The sequence below is a fragment of the Corynebacterium sp. genome (assembly GCF_030532325.1).
GTDB lineage: Bacteria > Actinomycetota > Actinomycetes > Mycobacteriales > Mycobacteriaceae > Corynebacterium.
In genome coordinates, this window is record NZ_JAUNLS010000006.1 from 21472 (window position 1) to 48313 (window position 26842).

The 26842-nt window shown below is 64.8% G+C and carries 20 protein-coding genes and 1 tRNA gene; 7 read left to right on the plus strand and 14 right to left on the minus strand.

Going from position 1 to position 26842, the window contains the following annotated elements; translation table 11 throughout:
- The first annotated feature begins 31 nt into the window (after positions 1-31).
- Positions 32-727 (plus strand): metalloregulator ArsR/SmtB family transcription factor, encoded by a 696-nt coding sequence (locus Q4E25_RS04865; RefSeq protein WP_303154665.1) that lies wholly within the window; start codon positions 32-34, stop codon positions 725-727.
- A gap of 18 nt (positions 728-745) precedes the next feature.
- Here Q4E25_RS04865 and thrB read toward each other — a convergent pair whose 3' ends face one another.
- The 6 genes from thrB to Q4E25_RS04895 form a co-directional block, all read right to left on the minus strand.
- Positions 746-1672, minus strand: a complete 927-nt coding sequence (thrB, locus tag Q4E25_RS04870; RefSeq protein WP_303154668.1) for a homoserine kinase — start codon at positions 1670-1672, stop codon at positions 746-748.
- Between the two features lie 39 nt (positions 1673-1711).
- On the minus strand, positions 1712-3064 hold the full coding sequence (locus Q4E25_RS04875; RefSeq protein ID WP_303154671.1) for a homoserine dehydrogenase: 1353 nt from the start codon (positions 3062-3064) through the stop codon (positions 1712-1714).
- A 167-nt stretch (positions 3065-3231) separates the two neighbouring features.
- The gene (gene lysA / locus Q4E25_RS04880) at positions 3232-4569 is read right to left on the minus strand and encodes a diaminopimelate decarboxylase (protein ID WP_303154673.1); all 1338 of its coding nucleotides are present in this window, start codon (positions 4567-4569) and stop codon (positions 3232-3234) included.
- A gap of 9 nt (positions 4570-4578) precedes the next feature.
- Positions 4579-6231 (minus strand): arginine--tRNA ligase, encoded by a 1653-nt coding sequence (argS, locus tag Q4E25_RS04885; protein WP_303154676.1) that lies wholly within the window; start codon positions 6229-6231, stop codon positions 4579-4581.
- A 111-nt stretch (positions 6232-6342) separates the two neighbouring features.
- The gene (locus Q4E25_RS04890) at positions 6343-7677 is read right to left on the minus strand and encodes an MFS transporter (RefSeq protein WP_303154677.1); all 1335 of its coding nucleotides are present in this window, start codon (positions 7675-7677) and stop codon (positions 6343-6345) included.
- A gap of 508 nt (positions 7678-8185) precedes the next feature.
- Positions 8186-8875, minus strand: a complete 690-nt coding sequence (locus Q4E25_RS04895) for a FadR/GntR family transcriptional regulator (RefSeq protein ID WP_303154678.1) — start codon at positions 8873-8875, stop codon at positions 8186-8188.
- Between the two features lie 346 nt (positions 8876-9221).
- Here Q4E25_RS04895 and Q4E25_RS04900 point away from each other — a divergent pair, with 346 nt between their 5' ends.
- The 5 genes from Q4E25_RS04900 to Q4E25_RS04920 all read left to right on the plus strand — a co-directional run bounded on the left by Q4E25_RS04900 (position 9222) and on the right by Q4E25_RS04920 (position 14072).
- Positions 9222-10007, plus strand: a complete 786-nt coding sequence (locus tag Q4E25_RS04900; RefSeq protein ID WP_303154679.1) for a (Fe-S)-binding protein — start codon at positions 9222-9224, stop codon at positions 10005-10007.
- Positions 10007-11512 (plus strand): lactate utilization protein B, encoded by a 1506-nt coding sequence (locus Q4E25_RS04905; protein ID WP_303154680.1) that lies wholly within the window; start codon positions 10007-10009, stop codon positions 11510-11512. The genes Q4E25_RS04900 and Q4E25_RS04905 overlap by 1 nt, the downstream gene beginning before the upstream one ends.
- Positions 11509-12168, plus strand: coding sequence for an LUD domain-containing protein (locus tag Q4E25_RS04910; protein ID WP_303154681.1), 660 nt, complete (start codon positions 11509-11511; stop codon positions 12166-12168). Before Q4E25_RS04905 ends, Q4E25_RS04910 begins: the two co-directional genes overlap by 4 nt.
- Before the next feature lie 127 nt (positions 12169-12295).
- Positions 12296-13900: an alpha/beta fold hydrolase gene (locus tag Q4E25_RS04915; RefSeq protein ID WP_303154823.1), complete on the plus strand. Its 1605-nt coding sequence runs from the start codon at positions 12296-12298 to the stop codon at positions 13898-13900.
- Between the two features lie 98 nt (positions 13901-13998).
- Positions 13999-14072 (plus strand) — tRNA-Arg (locus tag Q4E25_RS04920).
- Positions 14073-14916: 844 nt separating this feature from the next.
- Here the strand turns inward: Q4E25_RS04920 and Q4E25_RS04925 are convergent.
- The 8 genes from Q4E25_RS04925 to Q4E25_RS04960 all read right to left on the minus strand — a co-directional run bounded on the left by Q4E25_RS04925 (position 14917) and on the right by Q4E25_RS04960 (position 24993).
- On the minus strand, positions 14917-15600 hold the full coding sequence (locus Q4E25_RS04925; RefSeq protein ID WP_303154682.1) for a hypothetical protein: 684 nt from the start codon (positions 15598-15600) through the stop codon (positions 14917-14919).
- Positions 15601-15894: 294 nt separating this feature from the next.
- On the minus strand, positions 15895-16116 hold the full coding sequence (locus Q4E25_RS04930; protein WP_303154683.1) for a hypothetical protein: 222 nt from the start codon (positions 16114-16116) through the stop codon (positions 15895-15897).
- Between the two features lie 174 nt (positions 16117-16290).
- A complete protein-coding gene (locus tag Q4E25_RS04935; protein WP_303154684.1) occupies positions 16291-16593 on the minus strand; it encodes a molecular chaperone GrpE in 303 nt (100 codons plus the stop codon).
- Positions 16590-17111, minus strand: a complete 522-nt coding sequence (locus Q4E25_RS04940) for a MarR family winged helix-turn-helix transcriptional regulator (RefSeq protein WP_303154685.1) — start codon at positions 17109-17111, stop codon at positions 16590-16592. The genes Q4E25_RS04935 and Q4E25_RS04940 overlap by 4 nt, the downstream gene beginning before the upstream one ends.
- A 65-nt stretch (positions 17112-17176) precedes the next feature.
- Positions 17177-19834 (minus strand): ATP-binding protein, encoded by a 2658-nt coding sequence (locus Q4E25_RS04945; RefSeq protein WP_303154687.1) that lies wholly within the window; start codon positions 19832-19834, stop codon positions 17177-17179.
- 3 nt (positions 19835-19837) lie between these two features.
- On the minus strand, positions 19838-21010 hold the full coding sequence (locus tag Q4E25_RS04950) for an exonuclease SbcCD subunit D (protein WP_303154689.1): 1173 nt from the start codon (positions 21008-21010) through the stop codon (positions 19838-19840).
- A gap of 35 nt (positions 21011-21045) precedes the next feature.
- Entirely contained in the window at positions 21046-21897 is an 852-nt protein-coding gene (locus Q4E25_RS04955) for a hypothetical protein (RefSeq protein WP_303154691.1), read from the minus strand.
- On the minus strand, positions 21898-24993 hold the full coding sequence (locus Q4E25_RS04960) for a DEAD/DEAH box helicase (RefSeq protein WP_303154693.1): 3096 nt from the start codon (positions 24991-24993) through the stop codon (positions 21898-21900).
- A 260-nt stretch (positions 24994-25253) separates the two neighbouring features.
- Here Q4E25_RS04960 and putP point away from each other — a divergent pair, with 260 nt between their 5' ends.
- Complete coding sequence (putP, locus tag Q4E25_RS04965) at positions 25254-26813, plus strand: sodium/proline symporter PutP (RefSeq protein ID WP_303154695.1); 1560 nt, start codon at positions 25254-25256, stop codon at positions 26811-26813.
- Positions 26814-26842: the final 29 nt, after the last annotated feature.

The following is a 26842-nucleotide window of genomic DNA, read 5'->3' on the forward strand; positions in this document are numbered from 1 at the left end:
GTTTTCCTGATAGGTACATAAAGGAGCATTCATGTCAGCGCAAATGCCTCGCTCATCCACTGAGCTCTTCCCCGAGGCGCTTCGCCTTTCCCCCAAGCAACGCGAAGTGCTCACCACGCTGCAAAACTACCCCCAAGGCGCCAAGGCCGCCGACATCGCAGCGGACATGTCCATGCATGTCAACACCGCCCGCGGGCACCTCGATGAACTCGTCCAAGCCGGCGCGGTGCGCGTGGCCACCTCACCGGCCAAGGGCCGCGGGCGCCCCTCACTCATCTTCCAGGTGCGTGTGCCCGATAACCGCTCGGTGGCCGAGGAGTACATCACCCTCATCAGCGTGCTCGCGGAGATGCTGGCAGATAAGGATCAGCTCGATGACTTCGCCTCCGAGCAGGCCCGCGAGATCGGGCGCTCCTGGGCCAACTCGACCCTCGCCGGTGGCAAGGCGCAGCCAGGTGCGCTGCTCTCCCTGTACCGCAAGATGCGCGACATGGGCTTTGACCCGGTCTTCTCCCACGCCGAGTACCAGCACAATGGCGAGGCCACCATGGAGCTGCACGCTTGCCCCTTCGTGGCGGCGGGCGTGAAGCCCTCTCCTTTTGTCTGCGGCATCCACGCCGGATTCCTCGACCAGACCGCGAAGAACTCCGGCGAGAATCTGCACCTGGAGCTCTTGCCCAAGTCCGGCAACGGCGTGTGCTGCGTGAACGTGAACGCCACAGACTAGAAGCTGACCAGCAGCAGCCTAGGAGCTGCGCTCCACCTTCACCGGGCCGGCCACCTCGAGCTCAAGCACGCGCAAGCCTTGCTCGCGGGCCTCGTCCAGGATGGACTCCTCGACCGGCTCGGTGTGCAGCACCATGACGGTGGGGCCGGCACCAGAGAGGTAGGCGGCATAGCCGCGGTTGCGCAGGCGGTTAACCCACTCCGCGGTCACCGGAAGCACATCGGCGCGGTAGGGCTGGTGCAGGCGGTCGCGGGTTCCCTCCCACAGCAGCTCGGGGTACTGGGTCAGGGCTGCGACGTTGACCGCGGTGCGCGAGACATTAAAAGCAGCGTCGGCGTGCGTGACGTGGGAAGGCAGCACGCGGCGCACCGCCTGGGTGGAGGCCTTGAAATCCGGTACCAGGGCCGTGGCCTTGATGGACTCGTGCACGTGCAAGCTGGCGGCCTTGTACTCCGGCGGGGTCTGGCCGTCCACCGGCACGGTGGTCCAGGAGACGACGGCGTCGCCAAGCACGGAGGCCGCCGCGTTATCGGGGTGGCCCTCAAAGGCCGAGGAGAGCTGCACCACCTGCCCCTGGTTCAAGGGGAACCCGGCCAAGCCGTTACCCGCGGCCACGCCGGCCACCGCCGCAGAGGCGGAGGAACCCAGGCCGCGGGACTGCGGGATGTTGTTGGTGCACACCACGCGCAGGCCGGTCACGGTGACGTCGGCAGCCTGCAGCGCGGAGCGGATGGCCTTGACCACCAGGTGCGAGCCATCGCGCGGGAGGTCCTCGGCGCCCTCGCCGTAGATCTCCACCTCCAGCCCGGACGGGATGACCTCCGCCTCGACGGTGTCGTAGAGGCTCAGCGCGATGCCCAGGGTGTCGTAGCCGGGCCCCAGGTTGGCCGAGGATGCCGGCACGGACACCGTGACCTTGGTGCCCACTTCGACGTCGGTGCTCATGAAGTTCTCCTTTGCTCGTTAGCTAAAAGCCCCAGCGCCCTAGGCGCCCAGGCGGATCACGGAGTGGACTGCCTTGACTTCCTCGAGCTGGCCCAGCTCCGCGACGATCTTCTCCAGCTCGGACTCCTTGGCGGAGTGGGTAACCACGATGAGGCGGGCAGTATCGCCGCGCTCCTCCTGGCGCACGGTACGCAGGGAGACGTCGTGGCCGGCAAACACGCCGGAGATGGCGGCGAGCACGCCGGTGCGGTCCTCGACCTCCATGTCCACGTGGTAGCGGGTGGTGACCTCGCCGAAGGGGGCAATCGGCAGGTTGGCGTAGGTGTTCTCCCCCGGGGCGCGCCCGCCGTGCACGATGTTGCGGGCAGCACCCACCAGGTCACCAAGCACCGCGGAGGCGGTGGGGTTGCCGCCGGCGCCGTTGCCGTAGAACATCAGGGAGCCGGCTGCCTCAGCCTCGACGAAGATTGCGTTGTAGGACTGGGATACGGAAGCCAAGGGGTGTTCCTTCGGGACCAGGGTGGGGTGAACGCGCGCGCTGACGGATTCCTGGCCGGTGGCCTCATCCACCAGGCGCTCGCAGATGGCCAGCAGCTTGATGGAGTAGCCGGCCTGGTTGGCGGCGCTGATATCGTCGGCTGTGATCTTGGAAATGCCCTCACAGTAGACGTCATCGAAGGTTACGCGGGTGTAGAAGCCCAGCGAGGCCAGGATGGCAGCCTTGGAGGCGGCGTCGTGACCCTCGACATCGGCAGTGGGATCGGCCTCGGCGTAGCCCAGGCGGGTGGCCTCGGCCAGTGCTTCGTCGTAGGAAGCGCCGGTGGACTCCATGGCGTCGAGGATGAAGTTGGTGGTGCCGTTGACGATTCCCGAGATGCGCTGGATCTGATCACCGGCCAGGGAGCGGCGCAGCATGCCCACCACCGGGATGGCCGCAGCCACGGCGGCCTCGAAGTAGAGGTCCACCTCGGCGCGGTCGGCGGCCTCGGCCAGCTCGTCGGCGTGGGCGGCCACCAGTGCCTTGTTGGCGGTGACCACGGACTTGCCCGCGTTGAGCGCGGAGAGCACCAGTTCGCGGGGGTAGTCGATGCCGCCAATGACCTCAACGACCAAGTCGATGTCCTCGCGCAGGACGAGGGACTTAGCGTCGTCCGTCAGCAGCTCCTGGGGAACGCCCGGGCGCAGCTTGTTCTTGTTGTGCACGGCGATGCCGCGGATCTCCGCGCGGCCTCCGATGCGCTGCTCGAAGGCATCAGCGTGCTCGTTGAGCAGGCGGTAGACCTCAGCACCCACGGTGCCAAAGCCCAGCAGCGCAACGCCCACAGTGCCACTGTGCGCGCCCTTTCGCTGCGTTGCCGTCTGCGTCGTCGCGTCGTGGTTCGTCTCGGTCATCTCGCCCCTTCAACAGTGTTGTGATCGGCAGCGTGATCGGCGGTTACCGGCGCTGTGATCGTCGTTAAGCAAATGGATGCCCAACACTATACAGAACGAGCTGTCTATTTTTTGGGTGGGGGATGTTAGCTCCCCCACTTTTATTCACGGAGTCTCCTGAGGGGTCCCTACTCCACCTCGAGGGAGAGCAGATCCTCCACCGTCTCGCGGCGCAGCATGAGGCGGGCCTGCCCATCGCGCACGGAGACCACCGCCGGGCGCAGCGCGCCGTTGTAGCGCGAGGCCATCATGTACTGGTAGGCGCCGGTGGTGGCAAAGGCCAGAAGGTCACCGCTGGTGATATCCCCCGGCAGCTCGCGCTCGTTGACCAAAATATCGCCAGACTCGCAGTGGAAGCCCACCACGCGGGAATCTACCGGCTCGCCCTCGGTGCGGCGGTTGACCACGCGCACGTCGTACTCGGAGCCGTAGAGCACCGGGCGGATGTTATCGGACATGCCGCCGTCCACGGAGAGGTAGCGGCGAATCGGCAGCTCGGCCTTGCCGGTCTCCACGTCCTTGACCGTGCCCACGGAATACACCGTCACCGCCGAGGCCCCCACCAGGGAGCGGCCGGGCTCGACCAGCACAAAGGGCGGCTCGATGCCGAGCTCACGGGCGGTGCGCTCCACGGCGGCCAGCAGATCGGAGGCCAGGGAGGCGACGTCGAGTGCTTCCTCGTACTCCATGTAAGGGATGCCAAAGCCGCCGCCAAGATCCAGCTCCTTGAGCGAGACGCCAAGCTCGGTGTGGATGCGCTTGTACAGGCCCAGCACGCGCTCGGCAGCGAGCTTGAAGCCTTCGGCGTTAAAGACTGAGGAACCCACGTGGCAGTGCAGGCCCACCAGGGTGAGGTTCTCCGCCTCGAGTACGCGCTGGGCGGCGTCAAAAGCAGCACCCGTGGCCAGCGAGATACCGAACTTCTGGTCCTCGTGGGCGGTGGCGATGAACTCGTGGGTATGCGCGTCGATGCCGGGCTTGACGCGGATCATCACCGGCTGGACGCGGCCGGCTTCACGCGCGATGGCGTCGAGGCGGTCGAGCTCCTCGGTGTTATCCAGCACCACATGGCCCACACCGTTGTCCACGCACAGCTGCAGGTATTCGTCTTCCTTGTTGTTGCCGTGGGCGGTCATCCGCGCCGGCGGGAAGCTGGTGGACAGCGCGAGCTTCGCCTCGTTTAGGGAGGCCACGTCCAGGCATAGGCCCTCCTCGTTGACCCAGCCCAGCACCTGCCGGGAGATGAAGGCCTTGGAGGCGTAGTGGACGTGCTCTGGGCCCCCGAAGGCCTGGGCCATATCGCGGCAGCGGGAACGGAAGTCCTCTTCGTCGAAGACGTAGAGCGGGGTCCCGTACTCCGCGGCGAGATCGGTCAGAGCTACCCCGCCGATGGTGACCACGCCGTCCTCGCGGCGCGCGGCCGTGCGTGGCCACACGTGGGCCGGAAGCTGGTTGAAGCTCGTCATCGCTGTCTCCTACATTCGCTCCGGGGTGGACACGCCCACCATGGTCAGGGCGTTGGCCAGGACCTGACGGGTGGCGTCGGCCAGCGCGAGGCGCGCGGCGTGGACCGGCTGGGCCTCCTCGTCTGCCTTGGGCAGGATCTGGCACTGGTCGTAGAAGCGGTGGAAGACGGCCGCAAGCTCCTCGGCGTAGCGGGCCACTCGGTGCGGCTCGCGCAGGCTGGCCGCGGTGGCCACAACCTCCGGGAACTCACCCAGGGTGCGGATGAGATCACCCTCCTTCTCGTGGGTGAGCAGGCCCAGATCCGCGCCCTCGGCGCTCACACCGGCCTCGGCGGCGCGGCGCAGGATGGAGCAGATGCGCGCGTGGCCGTACTGCACGTAGTAAACGGGGTTATCGGAAGACTGGGAGGCCCACAGTCCCAGGTCGATGTCCAGGGAGGAATCCACCGAGGAGCGCACCAGGGAGTAGCGCGCGCCGTCCACGCCGATGGCATCAACGAGATCATCGAGGGTGATGACCGTGCCGGCGCGCTTGGACATGCGCACGGCCTTGCCGTCACGCACCAGGTTGACCATCTGGCCAATGAGCACTTCGACCTGGTTGGGGTCATAGCCCATGGCGGCCGCGGCCGCGCGCAGGCGGGCGATGTAGCCGTGGTGATCCGCGCCCAGCATGTAGATGGCGAGATCGTGGCCGCGATCAAACTTGTCGGCAGCGTAGGCGATGTCACCGGCGATGTAGGCGGCGTGGCCGTCGGACTTGATGACCACGCGGTCCTTGTCATCGCCGTAGTCGGTGGACTTAAGCCACCAAGCACCATCGGCGAAGTAGAGCTTGCCGTTGTCCTTGAGGTGCTGGACGGCCTTGTCCACCGCGCCGGACTCGAACAGGGAGTTCTCGTGGAAGTAGACGTCAAAGTCCACGCCGAAGGCGTGCAGGGAGTCCTTGATATGGGCGAACATGAGCTCCACGCCCACCGAGCGGAAGTTCTCCTGGACCTCCTCGGCGCTGCCCTCGAGGGCCTGCGGGTTCTTCTCCAGCACGTCCGCGGCGATCTCCTGGATGTAGGCTCCGCCGTAGCCGTCCTCCGGGGTGGGCTCGCCCTTGGCGGCGGCCACCAGAGAGCGAGCAAAGCGGTTGATCTGCTCGCCGTGATCATTGAAGTAGTACTCGCGAGTCACCTCGGCGCCGGAAGCCTCGAGCACGCGGCCCAGGGAGTCACCGACGGCGGCCCAGCGGGTGCCGCCCAGGTGGATGGGGCCAGTGGGGTTGGCGGAGACGAACTCCAGGTTGATCTTCTCGCCGGCGTAGGTGTCATTGTGGCCGTAGTCCGCACCCTGGGCGCGCACCTGCTCCACGATGGCGCCCTGCGCGGCGGCCGCCAGGCGGATATTGACAAAGCCCGGGCCAGCGATGGAGACCTCATCGATGGCAGCGTTGCTAGAGAGGGAATCTGCCAGCCACTGCGCCAGCTCGCGCGGGTTGGCCCCGGCCTTCTTGGCCACCTGGAGAGCCAGGTTGGTGGCATAATCGCCGTGTTCCGGGTTGCGGGGGCGCTCCACGGTCACTTCGGCGGGAAGGACGCTGGTATCGAGGGAATGCTCGGTCATGACCGCGGCGGCGGTCTCTTTGATGAGAACTGCAAGATCAGCTGGATTCATGCTGCATTACTCTAGCGAAGATAAAGGACAATCGCGGCATCGGGTAGCGTTGCCGACGCCGCGATTGACGCGGATAGTGTTGAGGGGAATCTGAAGGGGAAAGGTCAGGCCCTAGGCAGCGTGGGCGGCCTCGGCGTGCTCTTCCTCTACGTGGGCCACGTGGGCTACAAAGAAGGAGGCGATAAGCCCCAGCGCCGCGCAGGCGATGACGTAGACACTAATCGGCCACCACTGCCCGCCGGACCACTCTTTGAGGGCGGTGGCGATAAGCGGCGCGGTGCCGCCGAAGATGGCCGCGCCCACCTGGTAGCCCAAGGTGGCGCCGGAGTAGCGGATCTCCGGGCTGAAGCTCTCCGCAATCATGGTGCCCAGGATGGCGTTGACGCTGCCCCACAGGAAGCCGAAGCCGATGGCCGTCGCAGCGAAGAGCGCGAGGGTGTTCCCGGTATTGACCAGCATGTAGTACGGGAAGGCGTAGAGGATGGTCAGCACCGTGATAAGCCGGTAGAGGCTGGCGCGGGAGTACTTATCGGAGAGGCGGCCGAAGATGGGCATCCAGATGGTGGCGATGAGCGCGGCCACCGCCACCGCGTTGAGCACGAGGTCGCGGCGCACGTCGAGCACGCCGGTGGCGTAGGCGATGATGTAGGTGCCGAAGATATAGAAGGGGCCGGTCTCAGCGGCCTTGGCGCCGATGGAGACGAGCACCGCGCGCCAGTGATCCTTGAAGACCACCGCGATGGGCATGCGGGCGACGTTGCCGGAGTCCTTGACCTTCTGGAAGTCCGGGGTTTCCTCCAGCTTGGAGCGCACGAACATGCCGATGGCCACGAGGATCACACTGGCGATGAACGGGATGCGCCAGCCCCAGGCCATGAAGTCATCCTCCGGCATGAGAGTCAGCAGGGCCACGAACCCGGAGGCCAACAGCATGCCCAGGCTAATGCCCATCTGCGGGATGGCGCCGTAGAAGCCACGGTGCTGCTTGGGCGCGTACTCGTAGGACAGCAGGAGCGCACCGCCCCACTCGCCGCCGATGCCGATGCCCTGCAGGATACGGCAGATGATGAGGAAGATCGGGGCGGCGACGCCGATGGTGTTGTAGTCCGGAATGAGGCCGATGGCCACGGTGCCGCCGCCCATGAGCATGAGCGTGATGAACAGCGTCTTCTTGCGGCCGATGCGGTCACCGATGTGGGCGAAGATGATGCCGCCGATGGGGCGGAAGAAGAAGGTCAGGGCGAAGGACGCCATGGAAAACATCGTGGACAGGAATTCGCTGTCGGTCACGAAGAAGGTGTGGTTGAACACCAGGGCGGCAACGGTGCCGTAGACGAGGAAGTCGAACCACTCGACGGTGCTGCCGCTCAAGCTGCCGACGATGACGCGCCAATTCAGTTTGTGTGGCTGCGCGGTCTGCGAGGTGGGCGCAGTAGTTGTGCTCACGTGGGGAATCTCCTTCTGCCTGAGGATGAAGCAATCAATCATGAGGGCAGCGGCCCGAGCGTGAAACCAACCCTTGCACGCTCGTTCCGCTGGCCGGCGACCACACACGGCTAAGCAGCGACGGCAGGAACCACAACCACTATCCCTGTGGTCCTACCATGAGGTCTGACCACAGACCGTATTCGAGGATTTTCCTATGTGTCAATCCACACACCCGCCCGCACTGTGAGGCGGGGCACCACATCGAGCGAGGTGCGCAGCCTCCGCTTCTCCCCTCCTTCGGGTGCACAGAGTGCCACCAAGCAGCGCAAACGATGCCCACATCGGAAGGAAGCCTCCCCCACTGTGGCGCGTAGCGCGGCAGCTGCAATGATGTGCGCCAGCACCCCATTCTCAACCCTCCGGATACCCCCGCTTTAGCGGCAGCCAACCGGCGATCAGCCGATGATCAGTCGGCAATAAGTCGGCGATCAGAGGGGCGTCGCCAAGCGACTACCCCTCTAGTCCGCTAGCTCAGGCGCTGCCCCGTCTCCTGGTAGTAGCCCCGGATGTGCTGCTCCAGCAGCTGTGCCGCCTCGGCGCTGCGGCCCTGCGTCAGGACCTCCAGGATCTCGCGATGCTCCGCCTTCAGGCGTGCGGAGGTCTGCTCCCAGTCTGGCAGGTTGTGGGAAAGCTGCAGCGTGTGATCAGAAATGGCCAGGCCCACCGCCTCCATGAGCGTGCTCAGCAGCGGGTTCTCGGCCGCGCGGGAGAGGGCCACGTGGAACTGCGCGTCCAGGCGCAAAAACTGCTCGATGGGCACGTCGGGGCGCTCCATGTGCTCGAGGATCTCCGCGGTCTTTTCCACATCAAAGCCCTCCGGGTTGGACTCGCGCATGGCGGAGGTCTCCAAGAGGATCCTGGTGCGGAAGATGTGCTCCGGCTGCATCTGACTGCTGGCCAGCTGAAAACTCATGGCCATGCCCAGGGCTTGCTCCGGATTAGCCGTAACTATGGTGCCCGAGCGCTGGCCCGAGCCCGTGGCGGACTGCAGCACACCCATCGCCTCGAGAACGCGCAGTGCTTCGCGCAGGGAGCTGCGCGACACCCCGAGGGATTCCGCCAGGGCGCGCTCGCTGGGCAGGTGATCCCCGATGGTGAGCTGGCCGCTTTCCAGCTGCTCGGTGACCCAGTCCAGAACTTTCTCATGAATTCTCATATCGAAAGTCCAAGATAGCGGATAGCCCACAGGCCACGGTAGAAGTGTCCACCCGCACACCTACCCCCTAGCTGGGGATGCGCTACTCTGATCTTCATCCCGCCTTGGCGCGCTTTACCCCACCACCAGCCACCCCACCGGGTGAAGCTTCCAACCCGCCACCGCACCCGCGTGGTGCGCGCACGCATTGTCCCTGAGGCGCCACTCCCGCACAGTCACCTACCCAGCACATTCCGTGTTTTCACAACATTTCCGTTGCGTAATTAGCGCAATAATCGCAGGTCAAACGCGAAATACATAAGCGGAAAGCGTAGAATTTTGGGGTAGTCACTAACAAGGAGAAAGTATGAAGATCGCTTTGTTCTCCACCTGTATTGGAGACGCACTCTTCCCCGACGTACACAAGGCCACCGCGCTCATTCTCTCCCGCTTGGGCCATGAGGTGGTCTTTCCTGAGGAGCAAACCTGCTGCGGCCAGATGCACATCAACACTGGTTACCAGAAGGAGACCCTCGGCATGATCCGCAGCTACGCCGACGCCTTCACGGATCCCTCCATCGATTACGTGGTCTCCGCCTCCGGCTCCTGCGTGGGCGCGGTGCGCGAGCAGCACGTCAAGATCGCGGACCGCTTCGGCACCGCCGCCGACGTCGACGGCGCCACCATCGCCGCCAAGAAGACCCTGGATCTCCCCGAGTTCCTCGTCGACGTGGCCGGGGTGAACAACGTAGGTGCCTTCTTCCCGCACCGCGTGACCTACCACCCCTCCTGCCACGGCCTGCGCTTTCTCAAGCTGGGGGATCGCCCCTACCAGCTGCTCCAGGAGGTCGAGGGTATCGAGCTGGTCACCCTCGACAACGCCGAGGAGTGCTGCGGATTCGGCGGCACCTTCTCGCTGAAGAACCCGGAGGTTTCCCAGGCGATGGTCAACGATAAGACCCGCCACGTCAAGGACACCGAAGCCGAGTACCTCACCGGCGGTGACTCCTCCTGCCTCATGAACATCGGCGGCGCGCTCTCCCGCCAGCGCTCCGGCGTGCGCGTGGTGCACATGGCCGAAATCCTCGCCTCCACCAAGGACCACCCGTGGACGCCCACGTCCGCGGCCTACTCCAAGGAGAAGATGCTCTAATGACCTCTTTCCTCGACACCACCCCACCCCGCGCCCCGGAAGGCTACGGCAACCTGCGCGGCGAGAAGGCCTTCGTGCCGCTGGCCCACGTGGGCCTCAACAACGCCACCCAGCGCCGCAACCTGCACCACGCCACCACCACCATCCGCACCAAGCGCCAGCACGCCGTGGATGAAACCCCGGATTGGCAGCAGCTGCGCGACGCCGGCTCGGCGCTCAAGGAGTACGTCGCCTCCCACATGGGCGAGCTGCTCGTGCAGTTCGAAGAGCAGGTCACCGCCCGCGGCGGCATCGTCCACTGGGCCCGCGACGCCAAGGAGGCCAACGAGATCATCGAGGGGCTCATCCGTTCCACCGGCGAGACCGACGTGGTCAAGGTCAAGTCCATGGCCACCCAGGAGATCGGGCTCAACGAGCACCTCGAATCCGTGGGCATCAACGCCCGCGAGACCGACCTCGCGGAGCTCATCGTCCAGCTGGGTGAAGACAAGCCCTCCCACATCCTGGTGCCCGCCATCCACCGCAACCGCGCGGAAATCCGTGACATCTTTGTCAAAAAGATGCCGCACACCGATGAGTCCCTCAAGGCCGAGCCCGCCGAGCTGGCGGAGGCCTCCCGTACCTTCCTGCGCACGCAGTTCATGAAGGCCAAGGTAGCCATCTCCGGAGCCAACTTCGGCGTGGCGGAGACCGGCACCATCAACATCGTGGAATCCGAGGGCAACGGCCGCATGTGCCTGACCCTGCCGGAGACGCTGATTACCGTGATGGGTGTGGAAAAGCTCGTGCCCACCTTCCAGGATCTCGAGGTCTTCCTCCAGCTGCTGCCGCGCTCCTCCACTGCCGAGCGCATGAACCCGTATACCTCGATGTGGTCGGGCGTCACGCCTGGCGACGGCCCCCAGAACTTCCACGTGGTCCTGCTCGATAACGGCCGCACCGCCGCGCTCTCCTCGCCCATCGGGCACCAGGCGCTCAAGTGTATCCGCTGTTCTGCCTGCCTCAACGTCTGTCCGGTCTACGAGCGCGCCGGCGGCCACGCCTACGGCTCGGTCTACCCCGGCCCCATCGGCATTTCTCTCACCCCGCAGCTCACAGGCATGAAGGACCACCACGATCCCTCGGCCAGCCTGCCCTACGCCTGCTCCCTATGCGGGCGCTGCGACGAGGTCTGCCCGGTGAAGATCCCGCTTTCCGAGGTCATCTTGGAAAACCGCCACCAGAAGGTCACCCACGCCACCCCGCCGGTGGAGTCCAAGCTCTTTGGCATCGTGCAGCTGGTGTGGTCCAACCCCAAGCTGTGGAACCAGGTCACCCACATGGTGGCACTCGGCCGCGTGCTCGGCGGTTTCAACGGCGTGATGGACAAGCTCCCGCTGTTCATGTCCGGCTGGTCGGACGCCCGCGATACCGCGGTGCCGCCGAAGAAGTCCTTCCGCCAATGGTTCAACTCCCCCGAAGCCCAGGAACTGCTTGCCAACGCCAAAAAGGAGGGCATCAAGTGAGCACCCAGCTAAGTGACAACGTGCGCAACTCTTCCGCTAAGGCGGAGATTCTCAAGCGCATCGCCGCAGCGCAGAAGCAGGCCGGTCTGAGCAGCTCGGTGGAGATCCCCCGCGAGTACCAGACCACGGGCACCCTCAACGCCGAGGAGCTGCGCGAGATGCTCATCGACCGCCTCGAGGATTACAAGGCGGCCGTCCACGTGACAACCGAGGAGGAGCTCGCCTCCACCATCGCCGGGATTTTGCGAGATAAAGGCTGCCGCAGCGTGGTCTACGCCCCGGGCATGGATGCCAGCCTGCTCGACAGCTTCGACGGTGAGGCCTCGCCTGACGACGCCTCCTCCGACCCCCGCCAGCTCGACGCCGTCGACGCCGTTGTCACCGAGTCCCACGTGACCTCCGCGCAGACCGGCACCATCGTGCTGGAGTCCGGTGAACTGTGCGGGCGCCGCGCGCTCACTCTGGTCCCGGACCGCCACGTGTGCATCGTGCGCGCGGATCAGATTGTCTACGGCGTGCCCGAGATGGTCTCGCGCATCAATCCGGAGCGTCCGGCCACCTGGATTTCCGGCCCCTCCGCCACCTCCGATATCGAGCTCTCGCGCGTTGAGGGCGTGCATGGGCCGCGTGATTTGATTGTGGTGATTGTGAAATAGGGTTAAGTAGGGTGACGAGTTAGGGCACCCACTTCCCAAGGCTTTCATAAACTCTGCCGCACCTGAGGCACAGGGCGCGTAGTGTTCGGCTAGAAACCACAAACACAGTATTAAGGAGCTGAACATGATGCGCCCTGTGCGTCTTTTAGCGGCAGCCGCGTTAAGTGCTGGGATGCTCGCCGTCCCGCTGACCGCTGCCCCCGCCGCGAGCGCAGCCCCCGCCATTACCTGGGAGGACTGCCCCGAAAGGACCTTCTCCGACCGCACCGAGTGCGGCCGCATCGAGGTGCCCAAGTATTACGACGCACCGGACAAGGGCACCATCTCCGTGGGCTTCGTGCGCCTGCCTGCCACCGGCGAGCGCCGCGGAACCCTCTTTACCAACCCCGGCGGCCCGGGTGGAGACGCCTACAGCTGGACCGGCACCGCCCAGTGGCCGGAGGCCGTCACCGAAGAATTCGACATCATCGGCGTCCAGCCCCGTGGCCTAGCCGGCTCCACCCCGGTGGAGTGCGCCGAGGCCAACCCCAACCAGGATCCGATCTCCGCGCTGAGCAACATCGGCGGCGAGACCCGCGCTCTGTGTGAGCAGAAGACGCCCGGCTACACCGACTCGTTGACCACGGAGAACACCGCCCGCGACTGGGAAATGGTGCGCCAGGCCCTCGGTGAGGAGCGCATTAACATCGCCGGCCTTTCCTACGGCACCTTCCTGGGCTCGACGTACGCCACTCTCTACCCGCAGCACACCGACAAGGTGGTCCTGGATTCCGGCATGGACCCGGGCCTGGCGTGGAACGGCATCTTCGCCTCCCAGCAGGCGGGATACGAGAACGCGTTGCACGATTTCTTCCGCTTCGTCGCGGATAATGACGCCACCTACCACATGGGCAACACCCCGCTGAAGGCCTACGAGCGCTGGTCGCAGAAGGTCGCCTCCGAGGTGGGCGTGCGCCCCACCGTCCTTCCGCCGGATGCGGAAATCGGTGACCTGCCCCCGGGACTGGAGTTTGCCGGGCAGCCAGGCGCGGACATCATGACTGCCACCGGCGAGCTGCGCGTGCAGGCGGAGTTCCTGGTGGACAAGGCCAAGAACCCCAACGCCGTGCAGGCGCAGTCCCCCACCCTGGCTATCACGCGCAGCATCGTTCCGCGCCCTAGCACCTGGGATGAGGCCGCCAAGTTCTTCGCGGGCCAGGAGGAGATGCCGGCTGCGCCGAGTGCCGCGGACCAGGAGCAGGCACAAAAGGAGATCCTTGCGGTCTCGACCATGCAGAACCTCATCATGTGCAACGAGAACACCGTGCCCGATAACCCGGCGATGCTGCCGGACTTCCTCTGGTCTAGCTTCGTGACCGTGGATCCGTTCACTATTGTCAACGCCATGTACACCTCCGGGCTGGGCTGCCGCGGGCACGCGCCTTCCGCCAAGCCCATCGCGGTGTCAGGCGCGCAGCTGAGCACCAAGCCTCTGCAGATTCAGGCCACCGGCGACCCGCAGACCCCGTACAAGTACCACGGCGGCCTGGCAGCACCGATGCAGTCCCATGTGGTCACAGTCCATGGTCCAGGCCACGGCCACTTTGCGCAGGGCAACAAGGCTGTTGACGACATCGTGGTGGACTACCTGCGCACCGGCAACGTCTCCGCCACGGATGCCCCTGGCTACTTCGATCAGCCGGCTCCCGCGGAACCGGCTGCTGACGCGCAGGCGGCAGTTCCTGCTAATTAACGCACCACCTACCTAGCACAAACACCCGCCCGCGAGCCCAATTACTTGCCGCGGGCGGGCATGCGCTAGAATCACCTCGTTGGGATTTTGCCCAGCACGCCTCCGTAGCTCAGCGGATTAGAGCGTCGGTTTCCGGTACCGAAGGTCGCAGGTTCGATCCCTGTCGGGGGCACTTTTACTCTCGCTTTTCTTTCGATGTCACCTTTTGGGATCTCACCTTCTGGCCGCAGGTCTTTTGCCTCTTTCACCGCCAGAACAATCGCCCAGGGCAGTCTCTCCCGAGACCACTTAGGACCACTTAGGGCGATTCTCCTGTAAGACCTAGCGAGGCCCTCCTGCCCAAGACATATATGTCTTCGTGGCCTAAATCGAACTTTTCTGTTTTCAACGCATGTTCATCTACCCGCGGGCCGAGACTCACCATCCCCTCTAAATTGCGGCCCAGATTTCTAAGTCCGTTACCGCTTTGAGCGTAAATACCCCAACTATCCCCTAGCCACACCGAAGCTCTCAATGCATATGAGCACGAGCTGGTCTGGAACATTCTCAACGTGTTTTGGGGTCGCTTCAACGTTGAAGCGCTCGGAATACCTATTTAAAATCCGACGATGCACCGAGTACGCTCCCCAGCCGTGTGGGTAAATATGCGCAACCCGACCTGCGGAAGAGGGAGTGATATCGGGGGTTATGGGCGATACTTATGGGCGAGCACAACGTATTGGCACTGGCGCATGATGGTAGTATCCACGCGGTAGAGCTTGGGAGCGGTGTTGCCGTGCTTGTCTTTCCGCTAGGCGGTTTTGAATTCGCGGGTGATGACACACCACCTACGCCTGCAAACTACCGTTCGGGTCGCTCCCGAGGAACCACAGAGTCTACTCGCGTTTGTCACACTGATAACTGGGGTTGCTGTTCCTGAAGCAGCACGCTACGCTTAAGAGCGTGGAGTTGATCTTCACCGAGAGGTGAACATCGACTCGGCCCGCACTGTAGCTACTGGCAGGTGCGGGCCCATTTTATTTCCCCAATGGGTCCACGTGGATAATCGTGCTGTGCTGCTTCAGATAGGTCCCGAAGTAGTCGCCGGTTTCGTCCCTCCCTTTGTGCGTGATCTGGCGTCGGTAGGCCATACAGGTGATATCTGGAGCCCACAGGAGCCGTTCATCGGATGGGCTAACCCAGGCAACACCTGCCTCGCGGGGAAAAAGACCTTCTTGTCTGAGCTTCTTGACTAGGCGTCGGTCCCGGTCGTCGTCGACCCTCCTCAACCGCTTCTCAAAGATCAGTCCTGTCGGGTGGTCATCCCGCGTCTCCCCGTAGACGTGCTTCACCAGAGCCCTCAGGCAGTCGCCTCTGGCCTCTTCAAGGCCGTTCCCGGACTGGAGGGGAGCCTCGACAGAGATAAGGTGATCATCACCCCAGGAGTCAAACTGCTCCAGCATCTCGACAGTCCGTCCCTTACCATCGGAGGTGCGGAGCTCATCCGTTGTGTGCCAGCGATCCTTTTCCGCGATGTCCCGGAGAGCCTTTCGGGTTCCCTCTAGATTCCCGTAGCTAATCTTTACGGCTGTCAAGATATAAAAAGAGCCTCTCACGTACTCGTCGGGAACCGAATAGGACTCGTCAAGGTAAAGGAAGGTGTCGTCGTCAACCGCGCCACTGTACAAGCGCACCAGGGATGGATGTAGGTGCGTGGCCATGGTGTTCTCCCTGTGTGAGCTTTTCGAATCGACTAGGTCCGGGAAACAGGTTACTGCCCCCGGGCGACGAAGGTTGGACTCAGCATATACCGACGAAGCGGCTGCCGGTCGAAGGACTGTCGACCAGAGGCGGGGCGCTCGACGCAGGCGAGCACTTGTCGAGGTGTGTTGTGCTGTGATGGAGGAAAAGAATTGAGCAGCTTAAACCACTAACGTAACTAAAGAGTAGTGCTCCCGCCCTACTGGGTATTAATCAGTAGGGCGGGAGCACGTCACTGCAACGAATCTGCAGTCTTAGACCTTCATGTGCGGGCGAACAATCGGCTGGGTGAAGTCGATGGTGCCGTGCTCCACCGCGTACATGCCCAGGTACATCGCACCCACGATGACCACGGACAGAAGCATGAAGGGAATCCACATAAGGAAGACGGAAACCCAGCCGTCAGCCTTATCGCGTGCAGCGGCCTCGCGCTGCTCTTCAGCCAAATCGCGCTCGTACATGAAGAGTCCTTTCATTACGTCCTCGTCGGGACACAACACCCAATAACATCGGATATGTTAGCAGGAAAAACCCGCCGATTAGTACTTTTAGGCCCTCGCGTGGGCACATACGGGGCTAATCGGCGGGGGCGTCCTTTTGTCTAGCCTCAGGCCGCGCGGCACCCGGATCCGGGCTTGAGACTCTGGGCTTTAGACGCCGGGGTCGATGTCATTGTCCAGTGCAGCGAGGAACTCCTCGCGGGCTGCGAACATGGCCTCCACCTTTTCCTCCGGGCCGGCAATCCAGCTGCGTCCGGCCTCGTCGAAGGTCAGAGCGTAATCGGGGAAGTCGGCGAGGGCGTGGTCGACATCGCCAAGCTGCTCCTCACTGAGCTCCGGCAGCTCGCCGTTATCATCGGGAACGCCGAGGACCTCCGCCAGGGAGGGCAACTCCACCAGCCCAAAGTGCGCGTACTGGCGCTGCGGATTCTCAAAAAGCTCTTGGCCCATCATGAGTTCTTCCTTTCCTGCTCCCCGTCCAGCTGCGCCGCAGCCCCAGAGTAGCCGGTACCTGGGATGGAATCCACCGCCAGGACGTCGCGGAAGAAGCCCTTGAGCGCGGGCTTGGCATCCTCATCGAGGTGGTCAAAGACCATGCGGCGCACCGCCTCCACATGCTCCGGAACCGCGCTTTCCAGCTGCTGGAGTCCTTGCTCAGTGATCTCCACCATGACCCCGCGGGCGTCGCCGCTGCTGCGCTGTTTGGTCACCAAACCTCGCTTGACCATGCGGGTGACTTGGTGGGAGGTGCGGGAGCGATCCCACTGCAGGGCATCGCACAGCTCCCGCAGGCGGAGCTGATGATTCGGGGCCTCGGACAGGTTCACCAGCACCCCGTACTCAGGCACGCTGAGCTCGCTGGCAGCCATGAGGGATTCCTCCATCCCCCGGTTGATTTTGCGGAACGCCGCCAGCAAAAGGCGCCACAGCTCTTGTTCGTCGTCGCTAAGCCAGCGCGTGTCGGAATTCATGACACGAACTCTACACGGGAGAAAACGCGTTGAATAAATCCCTTTTCCGGCCGCACAGCGCGCCTCTACTCCCGGGTGCCAGCGGCCTTGAGCTCATCCATGCTCACCTCCGTGCGGCCTGGCACGCGCGAATAGCGCTGCGGCATACACGTGAACACCAGCACCTGGGAATGCTTGCCTACCTGGCTAAACAGCGTGGACATCAGCTGCAGGCGGGTGGAATCCGTTGAGCCTAGGGCGTCGTCGATGACCACGGGCACTCCCCCGCCGGCAACAAGCATGGCGATGGCAAAGCGGGTAAGAATGGCCAGCTGCTCCTTCGCGCCGCCGGAGAGCTCCTCGAAGGCCACGGTCTGGCCGTGCCGCGTGCGGGCTTCCACCTTGAGCTCCTCGGTGAGCTGGAAATCCACGTCCGAGCCGAAGACCGTGCGGGCCAGCCCGTTGAGCGCGCTGACGAAGGGCGCGGCGTAGCGCTGGCGGGCGGCGTCGCGGTGGCGCAGCATCACCTCGCGCAAGTAACGCGCGGCCAGAGCGCGCCGCTCGATGCCGGCGTGGCGCTCACGGGCCACCTCGAGATCCGCCTTCGCGCGCTCGGCGGCCTCTGCCGCACCGGTGTGCAGCGCGATGCGCCCGGTGTACTCGCGCATGTCACCCGCGGCGCTATTGGCGGCGTGCTCCAAGGACTTCACGTGCGACTGCGCCCCGGCCACGAGGTTGAGCGCGGTCTCCACATCCACCGCGGCCATCTGCTCCAAGGCCTCGCTCTCAGCGCGGTGCTGCTGGGCTCGCGTGGCGATGTCCTTCTCCAGCTGCGCATCGTCTCTCTCCGCGCGGGCTCGGCTCAACGCAGCGGCAGCAGACTCGTGCTGGCGGCGGGCCTGCTCCGCTTTGACGGTGGCCACCTCCAGCGCGGCTGCCGCCTTGTTCTCGCGGTAGGGCACCAGCGCGCGCTCGGCCTCCTCGACGCGCTGGCGCAGCTCCTCCTCGCGGGCCTCGGCCTGGGCCAGCGGCAGTGCCTCTTCCTCGGCTTCCTCGGTTTCCTTGTCTTGCTTGCCTTCCTGGGCTTCCTGAGCGGCGGCGTGGGGCGTGGTCTCCTCCTCGGCAAAGCCCGCCGCCGCATACCTGGCGCGCAGGGTGCCCAGATCATCGCCGCCCAGGGCAGCGGCGAACTCGCGCTCGGCGTTGGTGACCTCAGCGCGGACCTCGAGATAGTGCTCATGGGCGGCCCGCGCCTCCTCCAGGCTCTGGCAGGAGGCCTCCTCGAGTGCGCGCTGCAGGGCGGCCTCGGCGCGCGCCAGCTCCTCCCCGGAAGGATCCGCCGCACCCGCGCTGTAGCGGGCACTGACCTCGCCGAAGTGTAGGGTGGTGCCCTCGGCCAGCTCGACGGTGGCGGTGCGGCTACCGGCGGCGGGAGACTCCCAATGAAGCTCCTCCCCGTCCGCGGTGATCTCCTGCTGGGTGCCCTCCGGCGCGCTGATGAGCAGCTTGGCAGTGGCGGCCGCGTGGAGGCGCTGCTGGATCTCCACCTCGGTGGCAGCCTTCTCAATCTCCTTGAGGTTAGGTACCTGGACCGCCTCGGCGAGCGCGCGGCGGCGCTGCCCCAGGGCCTCCTCCAGGGCACTGAGCGTGTCCAGGCGGGCGCCGAGCGCCACCCACTCGGCGCGCTGCTCGGCCCGGCGGGAGCGCTGCAGCTCCTCACGCGCGGCGGCGTAATCCGTGCGCGCGGCCTCCAGCTGCTCCTCCAGTTCACTGCGGCGGGCGGCCTCTGTCTCTGCGCGCTCGCGGGCGCCCTCGGTGTCCTTCTCGGCTCGCTGCATCTCGGCTGCGAGGGCCTCCAACTCCGCGATGAGACCGCGGCGCCGGCTCAGCTCCTCCTCCGCGCGGTGCTGGGCCTCCAGCGCGCGGGCCACTGCGGCCTCCTGTTGGGTCACCTTCTCTTGCGCCGCGCGGGCCTGGGCCGCGGCTTCCTCCAGTTCAGCCAGCTCCTCACGCGCGCCCGGCAGGGCGTCCTCGGCCTCTGCTTTGGCCTGCTCGGCGGCCTCGTAGCGCTCCACGATGCCCTCGAGTTCCCGCAGCTGGACCACTGCCTGGTTGTGTCTTGCCTCGGCCTCTTCCAGCTGCGCGATGGCCTCCTTGTAGCGGCCGGTGGGATTGCCGGCGCTCGGTGTGAAGTACTCCTTGTACTCCTTGTCGATCTTGTCCTGCAGCTCGGAGTCCTCAGCTACCGCGGCGCTGCCGGTGCTGTCCTCCAATGCGGTGGTCAAGGAAGGAATGCCCACCGCGGCGATGCCCTCTCCCTGATCCTCTTGTCGCAAAAAGAGCGCGCGCAGCAGGTCGCGGTCAAGGTGCTCGCTGAGGATGCGCTCGAGTTCGTCGTCAGCCTCCGAGCCGGTGAACTGGGCGGGACGCGGCTCAAAGATGTGCAGCTCCGAGGCTTTCTTTTTGAACCAGCGCTTGTGGATGCGGAAGCGATAGGGCCCCACGGTGGCCTCCAGGGTGACCTCGGGGGCTTCATCACGGCCCACCGGGCGCAGCGGCTTGGTGCGCTTGTTGTTCGCGCCGTGCTTTTCATTGAGCACCACGTCGATGGCCTCCACGATGGTGGACTTTCCGGCCTCGTTCTCGCCGTGAACCACCATCACGCCGGTCTCGGGGATCTCCTCCAGCAGCAAGTGCTCGACGCCGCGGACATGGCCTAACGCGACAGAGTGAATGCGCATCATGGCTTAGGCTCCCTTCGCGCTGAGACGAAACAGCAGGTTGGCGGCGTCACGCGCCTGGGGATTATCACGATCCTCGAGGATTTCCGCCAAGGCCTCGGCGGCATAACCGCTGAGGTCTAAGGACTCCAGCTCCTCCTGGGAGGGCTCCAGGTGGATGTCCATGGTGCGCTCGCGGGGCTTGAGCGAGGCAAAGACCTCCTCCAGTTCCGCCAGCCCCTGCTCCAGGCGGGCCTGGGCGCTAAGCCCAATGGTCCCGCGCAGCGAGTACTTCACCGCGGTGCGGATCTTCTCCTCCACCGCCTCCAGCTCCGCCAGGAAGCGCTCCACGTCTGCGGCGGAATCCACGTCGCGGTCGATGGCTCTGAACTCCCAGCGGCCCACGTGATGCGGGGTGACCTCCACCCGGCTTTGCTCGCCGGCGCCGCGCTCGAGGCTGACCACGAGGGCATTGCCGGAATCGCGCTCGCGGTCATCGAAGGCGGTGGTCTCCGGGCTGCCGGAGAACCACACGCGCCCGCTTGTGCCCAAGGAGGCCGTGGAGTGGGTATCCCCCAGCGCCAGGTAGTCGATGGCGCCCTCAGCCAGGCGCTGTTCCACGTAGGCGAGATCGATGATGTCAGCATCCGAGGCGGCATCGCCCTCCTCGCCAGCCCCGGCGCGGGATTCCACCTGCCCGTGTCCCACCGCGATGCGCACTCCCCTTTCCAGCGGCTCCACCGGCTCGAGTGCGCGGCGTACCAGGTCATAGTTGGCCCGCTTGGACAGGTAGGGCGCGCCGACGATCTCCACGCCCTCGCGCACCGTGATGGGCTCGAAGTCCGTGATGACGTGGACGTTATCGGCAAAAGACTTATAGAAGATGGAATCCGCCACCAGGGGGTCGTGGTTGCCGGGCAGCAGGTAGACCGGAACCGGCAGGCGCTTGAACATATCCTTGGCGCGCAGCAAGGTGGACTGCGCCAGCGAGTTGTGTTCGAAGACATCCCCGGCCACCACGATGAACTCCGCGCCGCTCTCCGTGGCAAGCTCGCCGAGGCGCAGGACGGCGGCCTCGCGGTCGTCGTCAAAGCGCGATTGGGCGGCCGGGCCGAAGAACCAGCGGGTCATGCCCAGCTGGAAATCGGAGGTGTGGATGAAGGTGACCCGTGTGCTGTGTGTGCTGGCTGTGCTATCCATGCGCGGCTCCTAGAAGAGGTAGAGAACGTCTCTGGCTAGTTGTCTCGCGAGAGATAGTAGTAGAGGTCTTCGACATCAGAGACGGCGCGAAGCAAATCTATGTTCGTATGGCTCACCGCGCGCATGGCCTTGCGCAGCAGCTCGGGATCGGAGTCTTCTACCGCCGGAGCGCGCTTGGGGGTAGGCAGCGCGGGCAGGTCGCGGCCCTGCCAGAAGAGCTCGTTGCGCTCCTCCACGCTCAGCCCGCTGCCAGAGAAGGAATCCTGCGCCACCGAGCGGGCCTGGTCCATGACGGACTGCTCGAAGCGGGTGAAGTCTAGACCGCGCAGCGCGAAGATCACCGAGGGGTCAGCGTCGATGCGCGCGGCCAACCTATCAGCCACCGCCACCACGTGCTTGCACACGTACTCCGGATCCGGGCAGGTACAGGAAAAACGCAGATCCCCCGGGTACTCGGCAAAGAGAATGTCCAGGGCCTCCTCCCCCAGCATGCCGTCGCGCGCAGCGGACACGGAGTTGGGGGTGCGGGCGAAGAGCTCGGCCAGGCGGGTGATGTCATCGTTGCTGCGGTAGGGCACCTGGATGAGCACGGCGAAGGGCTCGTTCTGAGAACCAGCTACCTTGCCGTGGACTGCGCCGGTGCGCACGTCAAGGCCCACCACGTGACCGCCGGTGGCGTACTGACGCCCGCGGGTGATGCGCCCGGAGTCTGTCTGCTTGTTGACAAAGCTGACCACCCTGGTCGCCGCAGGGGACATCGTGCGCACGCGGGAGACCCGGTGGACCTCCTCGGGAGTGCTCACCCGCTTGCGGGTGCCAAAGTTGGCATAGATGACGTTGTCAGGCGCCTGCTCGTGGGAGCCCTGGCCGTCGGTTCTGCGTGCCATTTAGTCCGCCTCCTTGTAACTCATCAGGTCAGCCAGCTGCTGCGGGTCGAGCTCGGTGAGCCAGCCCTCGCCTTCGCCCACCACGGCGCCGGCCAGCTGGGTCTTGCCGTCGAGGATGTCCTGGATGGATTCCTCCAGCGTGCCCGCGGTGATCATCTTGTACACCTGCACGTTGCGCTGCTGGCCAATGCGGAAGGCGCGGTCGGTGGCTTGGTTCTCCACCGCCGGGTTCCACCAGCGGTCCATGTGCACCACGATGGAGGCCGCGGTGAGGTTCAGGCCCGTGCCGCCGGCCTTGAGCGAGAGGATCATCGCCGCGGGCCCATCGGGGCTTTGGAACTCCTCGACCATCTGGTCGCGCTTGTTCTTGCTCACCCCGCCGTGCAGGAAGGGGATCTCGCGGCCCAGCTGCTCGCTGAGGTAGGGCTGCAGGATGTCGCCGAAGGCCTTGTACTGGGTAAAGACCAGGATGCGCTGCTCGGATTCCACGGCCTCGTCCACAATCCGCATGAGCTCCTTGACCTTGCCTGAGCGGTGCTTGCCCTTGACGGTGACCGGGCTGCCGTCGCCCAAGAAGTGCGCCGGGTGGTTGCAGATCTGCTTGATGCGCGTCAGCGAGGCCAACACCAGCCCGCGCCGGGACATGCCGTGGCGCTCCTCCAGCTGCTTCTGGACGTCGTCCACCAGCGCCTTGTAGAGCGCGGCCTGCTCGTCGCTCATGGAGACAGTGATGATCTGCTCGGACTTCTCCGGGAGATCGTCGATGATGTTGGGGTCCGTCTTCAGACGGCGCAGGATGAAGGGCGCGGTAAGCAGCCGCAGGCGCTCGGCCATCTCCTCGTCGCCCTCGCGCTCGATGGCCTTGGCAAAGTGGTTGCGGAAGAAGGAGGCACTGCCCAGGATTCCCGGATTGCAAAAGTCCAGGATGGAGCGCATCTCACTCAAACGGTTTTCCACCGGGGTGCCGGTCAGCGCCACGCGGTGGCGCGAGGGCAGCGAGCGCACCGCCTTGGAGGAGCGGGTGGCCGCGTTCTTAATCGCCTGGGCCTCATCGAGCACCACGCGGTCCCAGTCCACCTTGCCCAGGGTGAGGAAATCGCGCCCCACCGTACCGTAGGAGGTGATGACCAGATCGGCCTTCTGCGCGGCCTCGATGAGCTGCTTGCCCTTGAGGCGGTTGCTGCCGTGCTGGACCAGGACCGTGAAGCTGGGGACGAACTTCTCCGCCTCGCGGGCCCAGTTGCCCACCACGGAGGTGGGCGCCACGACGAGGGTGGGCTTCCACGCAGATTCAGGGTCCTCAGAGCCTTCAACGTCGTTGTGCTGCGCCTGTTCTTTTTCCACCGCCAGCAGCGTAAGCAGCTGCAGGGTCTTGCCCAGGCCCATGTCATCGGCAAGCACGGCGCCGATGTTGTTGCGCGACATCCAGCGCAGCCAGTCCACGCCGCGGCGCTGGTACTCGCGCAGGGTGGCGTGCACGGTCTCAGGGATCTCCACGCGCTCCGGGGCCCTGGAATCCAGCCCGCCGAGCAGCGAGGTGTGCCAAGTGGAACCGGTAAACTCCACTGGCTGCTCCACCATGGATTGCAGGGCCAGCGCCCGCAGCTCCGCCACGGTCACCTTTTCCGCCTCACCCTTGTTAAAGGCCTCGCGCTTGCGCTCAACCTCCGCCACGAGCTGTTCCCAGCCCGGTTGCTCCAGCTGGCGGGCCATTTCCGCGGTGGCGGCGAGCTGCTCCAGCTCCTTCTTGGCGCGGTTCTTGGCCTTCTTGGACAGCTCCTCCATGTACTCGGAGATCTTGGACAGCGCCTGGGTATCGGCCATCACCCATTCGCCGCGCAGGCGGATCAGCCCCGACTTGGAGGAGACCAGCTGGGCCATCTCCTCGTCCGTGAGCTCGGTATCGCCCACGGAGAGCCGCCAGTTATACTCCACCAGCTTGTCCATGCCCAGGTGCGCCTTGGTGGAGCCCTCCGCAGGATCGTGGGCCTCCTTAGTCTCCAGCTTGGCCTTGGTCTCCATGTGGGCCCAGGCCTTGGGCAGCATGACCACAAAACCCGCCCGCCGAAGGGCCGCGACGTCCACGGAGATAAAGCGCACCAGGTCATCGGTACGCAGGTAAACGTCCCAGTCGCCGGCGTTGGCGGCGGCCTGGGCGTCCAGCCCGGGGTCCACCACGGAGTTCTTCAGCCGGGGCGCCGCACCGAAGGCGCGGCGTTGGGCGTCACGCAGCTTCTCCACGCTGCCGCGGTCAACCTGATCCACCAGCACCGGCCGCGGGGCATCGGTGCCGGAGCGCACCTGCACGCGCACCGGCCACACGGAGATCTCTGGGTCCTCGTCCTTGCCCGGCTCCTCCACGATGAAGACCAGCTGCAGGTCCACCGAGGTGATCGAGTCCTTCCACTCGTTGAGGCCACGCAGCAGCTGCGCGCGCCCCTTCTTCACTGGGGAGGTGGTCAGCAGCGCGTGGGCGAAATCGTGCCAGGGGGTGGGCCGGGTGACGTCGACAAGCGGGCGAAGCTGCGTATACGCAATCCAATGCGTGAGCTCGTCGGCCAAGTCATCGGAAAGCCCCCGATTATTAATGGAGAGGATACCGGGGGCGGCGGCAATCATCTCCGCCAGCCAGCCGCGCTCACCCAGGCCGGAGGCCAGCTGCCACATGGGGAACCACTCCCCGCCCTGGTAGGAGAGCCGAATGGTCACGCGACCGGCACGCACAAAGCGGTAAAGCCCCCGGTAGGCGCGGATGAGCCACATGAGGTCCGGGGCAATCGCGGCCTTTTGCTGCGGGGTGGCCGCCTGGCTCATGGAGTCAAGGAACTCCAGCTTGGCCAGGGTGCTCACGGCCTCGTCGGGGGCGAACATGGCCATGGGCACCATGAGGGAGACGTCCTTGCCCTTGGGCGTGCGCAGCGAGACGCGCGCGCGGTTGCGGAAGGACTTCTTGGCCAGGATGGAGTCCACGACCTCCGGGAAGGTTCCCTCGGGCACCGCGGAGGGCATAACAATCTTGTGTCCTTCGACCTGCTCAATCCACAGACTAAGCCCGGAAACGGGGAGCCACAGTCCGTGCAACAGGTAAGAAGCCATAGGGGCCAGTTTAGCAGCGCCCCCATTTTCGGCAGCGGCAGCACATTTATCGCACCTGCGCCCCGCCAGAAAGGCCCAGAGATGAATCGTTATAGTCTCGTTATACTTGACGGTTTACGCAGTTGAATGCCCATGAAATGTTCAGAAACCTGCAGATAATCTGTACGTCAACTGGAATCCTAGTTGGGTGATGTACGCCACCCTAATACCGTGGGAGTGTCCTACACACGTCCCAACGATTACATAGCGAGGAGATATCAGTGCAAGATTCCACCTGGTATGTCGTGGCAATGCTTATTTACTTGCTCGCGATGGCCGCTATCGGTTTCTGGAGCTACAAGCAAACCGACGAATACGATGATTACGTCCTCGCCGGCCGCGGCCTCCACCCCTTCGTCGCGGCACTGTCCGCCGGCGCCTCAGACATGTCCGGCTGGCTGCTCATGGGCCTGCCCGGCGCCCTGTTCCTCACCGGCATGTCGGAGCTGTGGATGGCCATCGGCCTGCTCATCGGCGCCTGGGCCAACTGGAAGTGGGTCGCACCGCGCCTGCGCTCCTACTCGGAGATCGCCGGCAACTCCATCACGGTGCCCTCCTTCTTTGAAAACCGCCTGCAGGATAAGTCGCGCGTACTGCGCATCCTGTCCGCGATCATCATCATCTTCTTCTTTACCTTCTACGTCTCCTCCGGCATGGTCTCCGGCGGCCGCTACTTCGAGTCCTCCTTCGGTGGCGACTACATCGTCGGCATGCTCATCGTTGCGGGCGTGACGGTCTTCTACACCTTCGTCGGCGGATTCCTGGCGGTGTCCTACACCGATACCGTCCAGGGCATGCTCATGTTCGCCTCCCTCATCATCGTGCCCATCATGGTGCTGTTCACCCTCGATGATCCCGGCCAGATCTTCAGCTTCGCGGCGAACAACCCCTACGCCTCCGGCGGCGTCATTGAGAACCCCGATTACTTCAACATGCTCTCCGGCGTATCTGCCGCGGTGATCATCGGCAACCTGGCCTGGGGCCTGGGCTACTTTGGCCAGCCGCACATCATCGTGCGCTTCATGGCGCTGCGCAAGCCTTCCGACGCCCGCGCGGGCCGCTTCTACGGCGTGGCCTGGATGTTCATCTCGCTTATCGGCGCTGTCTTTGTTGCCCTGTCCGGCACGGTCTTCTTCACCCAGACCAACCACTCCATCACGGACCAGGAGAACTACGAGACCATCTTCCTGGACATGGCGCAGGTCATGTTCCACCCGCTGTTTGCCGGCCTGGTGCTCACCGCTGTGCTGGCGGCCATCATGTCCACCATGTCCTCCCAGATGCTGGTGGTCTCCACCTCGCTCATCGAGGATCTCTACCTCATCTTTGCCAAGCGCAAGCCCTCCCAGGACGTGCTCATCAACCTCTCCCGTACCGCCGTGGTGGCCATCGCGATTATCGCCACCCTGCTGGCCATCAACCCCTCGGACTCCATCCTGGGCTTGGTTGGCTTCGCGTGGGCAGGCTTCGGCGCGGCCTTCGGCCCGCTGGTGCTGCTCTCGCTGTACTGGAAGCGCCTCAACTCCACCGGCGCCATCGCCGGCATGGTTACCGGCGCCGTGGTCACCGTTGCCTGGGGCATGAGCCCGCTTGGCGACGTCCTCTACGAAATCGTCCCCGGCTTCGCCCTCTCCCTGGCGGTCACCGTCATCGTCTCGCTGCTCACCAAGGCACCGAGCGAGGAGGTCGCCAAGGAGTTTGAGGAGGCCACCCGCCTCGCCCACCTCGTCGAGGACGATAAGGACATCGACTTCGAAGAGGCCGCAGACAAGGTCCGCTAGAACGGTCCACTAGAACCCGAGTCGCACTG

What these genes read in the sequence shown, in the direction of transcription:
- Q4E25_RS04865 (WP_303154665.1), top strand. Translation starts at nt 32, where the DNA reads ATGTCAGCGCAAATGCCTCGCTCATCCACTGAGCTCTTCCCCGAGGCG.
- thrB (WP_303154668.1), bottom strand. Translation starts at nt 1,672, where the DNA reads ATGAGCACCGACGTCGAAGTGGGCACCAAGGTCACGGTGTCCGTGCCG.
- Q4E25_RS04875 (WP_303154671.1), bottom strand. Translation starts at nt 3,064, where the DNA reads ATGACCGAGACGAACCACGACGCGACGACGCAGACGGCAACGCAGCGA.
- lysA (WP_303154673.1), bottom strand. Translation starts at nt 4,569, where the DNA reads ATGACGAGCTTCAACCAGCTTCCGGCCCACGTGTGGCCACGCACGGCC.
- argS (WP_303154676.1), bottom strand. Translation starts at nt 6,231, where the DNA reads ATGAATCCAGCTGATCTTGCAGTTCTCATCAAAGAGACCGCCGCCGCG.
- Q4E25_RS04895 (WP_303154678.1), bottom strand. Translation starts at nt 8,875, where the DNA reads ATGAGAATTCATGAGAAAGTTCTGGACTGGGTCACCGAGCAGCTGGAA.
- Q4E25_RS04900 (WP_303154679.1), top strand. Translation starts at nt 9,222, where the DNA reads ATGAAGATCGCTTTGTTCTCCACCTGTATTGGAGACGCACTCTTCCCC.
- Q4E25_RS04905 (WP_303154680.1), top strand. Translation starts at nt 10,007, where the DNA reads ATGACCTCTTTCCTCGACACCACCCCACCCCGCGCCCCGGAAGGCTAC.
- Q4E25_RS04915 (WP_303154823.1), top strand. Translation starts at nt 12,296, where the DNA reads ATGCGCCCTGTGCGTCTTTTAGCGGCAGCCGCGTTAAGTGCTGGGATG.
- Q4E25_RS04925 (WP_303154682.1), bottom strand. Translation starts at nt 15,600, where the DNA reads ATGGCCACGCACCTACATCCATCCCTGGTGCGCTTGTACAGTGGCGCG.
- Q4E25_RS04930 (WP_303154683.1), bottom strand. Translation starts at nt 16,116, where the DNA reads ATGAAAGGACTCTTCATGTACGAGCGCGATTTGGCTGAAGAGCAGCGC.
- Q4E25_RS04935 (WP_303154684.1), bottom strand. Translation starts at nt 16,593, where the DNA reads ATGATGGGCCAAGAGCTTTTTGAGAATCCGCAGCGCCAGTACGCGCAC.
- Q4E25_RS04940 (WP_303154685.1), bottom strand. Translation starts at nt 17,111, where the DNA reads ATGAATTCCGACACGCGCTGGCTTAGCGACGACGAACAAGAGCTGTGG.
- Q4E25_RS04945 (WP_303154687.1), bottom strand. Translation starts at nt 19,834, where the DNA reads ATGATGCGCATTCACTCTGTCGCGTTAGGCCATGTCCGCGGCGTCGAG.
- Q4E25_RS04950 (WP_303154689.1), bottom strand. Translation starts at nt 21,010, where the DNA reads ATGGATAGCACAGCCAGCACACACAGCACACGGGTCACCTTCATCCAC.
- Q4E25_RS04955 (WP_303154691.1), bottom strand. Translation starts at nt 21,897, where the DNA reads ATGGCACGCAGAACCGACGGCCAGGGCTCCCACGAGCAGGCGCCTGAC.
- Q4E25_RS04960 (WP_303154693.1), bottom strand. Translation starts at nt 24,993, where the DNA reads ATGGCTTCTTACCTGTTGCACGGACTGTGGCTCCCCGTTTCCGGGCTT.